The sequence below is a fragment of the Halobacterium bonnevillei genome, from assembly GCF_009831555.1.
Classification (GTDB): Archaea; Halobacteriota; Halobacteria; order Halobacteriales; family Halobacteriaceae; genus Halobacterium; species Halobacterium bonnevillei.
Genome location: NZ_WUUU01000236.1, coordinates 1 through 3,506 on the forward strand (window position 1 = coordinate 1; position 3,506 = coordinate 3,506).

General features: G+C 68.5%; 5 protein-coding genes. 4 read left to right on the forward strand and 1 reads right to left on the reverse strand.

Annotated features, from left to right (window positions below; genetic code table 11):
• Window positions 1–100 precede the first annotated feature (100 nt).
• Both GRX66_RS17445 and GRX66_RS17450 read left to right on the forward strand, forming a co-directional pair.
• Window positions 101–340, forward strand: coding sequence for a KEOPS complex subunit Pcc1 (locus GRX66_RS17445; RefSeq protein ID WP_159527647.1), 240 nt, complete (start codon window positions 101–103; stop codon window positions 338–340).
• On the forward strand, window positions 337–960 hold the full coding sequence (locus GRX66_RS17450) for a 30S ribosomal protein S3ae (RefSeq protein WP_159527648.1): 624 nt from the start codon (window positions 337–339) through the stop codon (window positions 958–960). The genes GRX66_RS17445 and GRX66_RS17450 overlap by 4 nt, the downstream gene beginning before the upstream one ends.
• Before the next feature lie 81 nt (window positions 961–1,041).
• Here GRX66_RS17450 and GRX66_RS17455 read toward each other — a convergent pair whose 3' ends face one another.
• A complete protein-coding gene (locus tag GRX66_RS17455; protein WP_159527649.1) occupies window positions 1,042–1,488 on the reverse strand; it encodes a plastocyanin/azurin family copper-binding protein in 447 nt (148 codons plus the stop codon).
• Window positions 1,489–1,625: 137 nt separating this feature from the next.
• Between GRX66_RS17455 and GRX66_RS17460 the strand changes: the two genes are divergently transcribed.
• Both GRX66_RS17460 and GRX66_RS17465 read left to right on the forward strand, forming a co-directional pair.
• A complete protein-coding gene (locus GRX66_RS17460; RefSeq protein WP_159527650.1) occupies window positions 1,626–2,315 on the forward strand; it encodes a protein sorting system archaetidylserine synthase in 690 nt (229 codons plus the stop codon).
• Window positions 2,316–2,338: 23 nt separating this feature from the next.
• The coding region (locus GRX66_RS17465) for a HEAT repeat domain-containing protein (RefSeq protein ID WP_159527651.1) at window positions 2,339–3,506 on the forward strand (1,168 nt) is incomplete at its 3' end.

Consider the following 3,506-nt stretch of genomic DNA (forward strand, 5'->3'; position numbering starts at 1 on the left):
GACGCGCCGCAGTCCTCCCGTCGAGCGCGGGGACGGCGCGGCTGGCCGTCGCGACCGTCGTCGACGAATCGGACGTCGCCGAGACCGTCCGAGGTGAACTATGACGCGCACGGCGACCATCCGCACGGCGGTCGAGCAGCCGGCGCTGGTCGCGCGCGCAGTCCGTCCCGACAACACGCCCGAGATGGAGACGCGAGTCCAGGGGGACGCGGTCGTCACGCGCATCGAGCGCGAGGACACCGGCGGCCTCCAGTCCACCGTCGACGACTACGTGGTCAACCTCACGGTGGCACGCGAAGTTGCACAGCACGCCAACCGACACACGACACACAAACCATGAGCGAACGTTCCGTATCCAAGCAGAGCCAAGAGAAGCGGTGGTACACCGTGCTCGCGCCGGAGGAGTTCGACCGGCAGGAGCTCGGCGAGACCCCCGCGGACGAGCCAGAACAGGTCTACGAACGAACCATCGAGACGACGCTCGGCGACCTCACTGAGGGCGGCGAGAACAACGTCAAGCTCACCTTCCAGGTGACCGACGTCGGCAGCGACACTGCGTCCACCGAGTTCGTGAAGCACGAACTCACGCGGGACTACAAGCGCAGTCTCGTGCGCCGCGGATCGTCGAAGGTCGAGGCGACCATCACGGTCCTCACGACGGACGACTACCGCGTGAAGGTCCAGCCCGTCGCGTACACGACCAAGCAGGCCGACCACAGCCAGCAGAAGGCGATCCGACGCACGATGATCGACCTCGTCGAGGAAGCGGGCGAGGAGCGCACGTTCGAGGCGCTCATCGACTCCATCATCGAGGGTCGGTTGTCTTCGGCCATCTACGGCGAAGCGAACACGATCTACCCGCTGCGCCGCGTGGAAGTCCAGAAGGCGACGCTCGAAGCGCCGCCCGAGGAAGTCTACGAGGAAGAGGAGACGGCAGTCGGCGCCGACGACGACGCCTAACCCGTTCCGCGACGTTCCAGTATTCGCTTTTCGCGACCGCAACGAACAGCAAAACGTGCGTCCGCCGCACGGACCAGAGACTCAGTCAGTGACGACGATTTTCCCGAGCATCCCGGCGTCCTCGTGGGGGATGCAGACGTAGTAGTAGTCGCCGGGCACCTCGAACGTGTGCTCGTAGGTCTCCCCGGGTTTGACGACGCCGCCGCCGTCGATGCTGTTCGCCCAGGCGTCGCGGGCGGCCTGTTCGTTGTCGAAGCCGCCGGACGCGAAGTACTCCGCGCCCTCGGGAATGCCGTCGTCGTAGCCGGTAACGGTGTGGTTGCGCGACCCGGAGTTCGCCCAGACGACGGTGTCGCCGGCGGCCGCCTCGAACGTGGGGACGTCGGTGCCCTCGACTCCGGGGTCCGGGACGAACGCGTTCGACTGCATCCCGATGTCGTAGTCCGAGGAGGACAGCGACGGTCCGATACAGCCGGCGAGCGCTGCAGTGACGCTCGCTCCTGCGGCGAGGAACGCCCGGCGTTGCATACCTGGACGTCGGGCTGTCGGCCATTTATACGGCCCGGTCCGTCCTCACTGCCCGGGAACCGTCGGCGCATAGGGACTCGCTAACTGGTCAGGCGCGGATGTAAACACGTAAGGACGCCTGTCGATATGCACGGAACATGCAACCCCGCTTCGTCAGCCGGTTGGGCGTCGCGGACGCCGTGACGGTGGCGAACGCGGCACTCGGCTTCGTCGCGGTGGTGGCGGCGACGGTCGACCCCGGGCTGGCCGCACGCCTGGTGTTGCTGGCCGCTATCGCCGACGGGCTCGACGGCCTGCTGGCGCGGCACTACGGCGGCACGCCGGCGGGCGAACACCTGGATTCGCTGGCGGACGTGGCGTCGTTCAGTGTCGCGCCCGCGTTCATCGTCGTCGTAATCGCTCGCGAGGCGTGGGGGATCGAGTCGTCGCTCGGCGGGATCGCAGTCGCTGTCACTGCGCTGTTCGTAGCGGCTGGCGTCGTCCGCCTCGGCCTCTACACGGCCTACGACACCGGAAACGACCACACGGAGGGCGTGCCGACGACACTCGCTGCAACCCTCCTGGCCGCGGGCGTGCTCGCGGGCGTCGCCGACCCCCAGGTCGTCGTCGCGGCCGCCGGCGTGCTGACGGTGCTGATGGTTCTACCAGTCACGTATCCGGACCTCCTCCCGCGCGATGCGCTCGCAATGGGCGCGGTGCAGGCCGCTGCGGTGCTCGCGCCGACCGCGTACGCCGGCGTGTTCCCGAAGGCGCTGCTCGCGTGGGCGCTGGCGTACCTCGCGCTCGCGCCCCGGTTCTACTGGCGACCGGAAGGGAAACGCTCATAGGCGCGCTGGCGGAACGAAGAGATATGAGCGACGGGGACGAGGAACCCGACGAGACGGCCGACGAGCCGGTCCCGGACGTTGACGTGGAAACACTGCAGGAGCGCCTCGACGACGCCGAGGCCGACCTGGAGGACGCGGAGACAGAGGCCGACCTGGACGACGTCGAAGCCGCCCTCGACGACGTCGAGTCCGACCTTGAGGCCGCCGACCTCCCGGAACCCGAGGACGAAGACGAGGAGGATCCGGCGGAGGCGCTGGAGTCGCGCCTCTCGGACCTCCGCGACGACCTTGAGGACCAGCGCGGCCCCTACGGCGAGGACGTGGTGGACGCGATCGAGGACGCGGAATCCACGATCGAGTCGACGCGCTGGACCGACCAGGGCGCCGGCGAGGTCCAGGCGGCGGTGAGCGCGTACCTCGACGAAGCGGGTGACGTCCTGGACGAGACGTTCGTCGGCGGCGAGACGGCAGACGCCGAGACCCTCACGGACGAACTGGACGAAGTCGTTCTGGCGGTCGAGGCCGCGGACCTGGACCCCGACGAGGACGTCGAAACCATCGAGGAACTCGTCGCGGCGACCGACGACCTCACCGCGGGCGTCGAGGACGCCCAGGAGTGGGACGACCTCTCGGTCCGCCAGAAGCTCCGCGCGGAGGGGTTCTACGAGGTCATGGGCCAGAAGCACAAGGACTTCCCGCCGGAGTGGACGGCGCTCAAGGAGTGGGAGAAACGCGAGAACGTCGACATGATCCTGCTGTGTCTCGACCACATGGGCGACTCCGACTTCATGGAGCGCCACTGCATGGAGGCGCTCAAGCGGATCGCCAGCGAGGAAGCCCTCGACGAGGTCGGGCAGCGCGCCGCGCGCCGGGACTCGCTGGCCATCGAGATCGTCGGGAAGATCGGCAGCGAGGACGGCCTGGAACACATCATCGACTACGCGGACGCCGACAGCAACCCCGCCCTCCAGACGACCGCGCTGAAAGCCATCGGCGAGATCGGCAGCGAGGACGCCACGCAGGACGTCGCCGACCAGCTCGTCGCGGACAACGACAGCGTGCGCAGTCGGGCCGCTCGCTCGCTGGGCCTCATCGGTGACACGCGCGCCATCGACCCGCTGGTGGACGTGCTCGCCGACGACGACTCGGACAACGTCCGCGCGTCCGCCGCGTCGGGCGCTCTCGCCAAGA

Coding starts and splice junctions, on each gene's coding strand:
- GRX66_RS17455 (WP_159527649.1), bottom strand. CDS start 1,488: ATGCAACGCCGGGCGTTCCTCGCCGCAGGAGCGAGCGTCACTGCAGCG.
- GRX66_RS17445 (WP_159527647.1), top strand. CDS start 101: ATGACGCGCACGGCGACCATCCGCACGGCGGTCGAGCAGCCGGCGCTG.
- GRX66_RS17450 (WP_159527648.1), top strand. CDS start 337: ATGAGCGAACGTTCCGTATCCAAGCAGAGCCAAGAGAAGCGGTGGTAC.
- GRX66_RS17460 (WP_159527650.1), top strand. CDS start 1,626: ATGCAACCCCGCTTCGTCAGCCGGTTGGGCGTCGCGGACGCCGTGACG.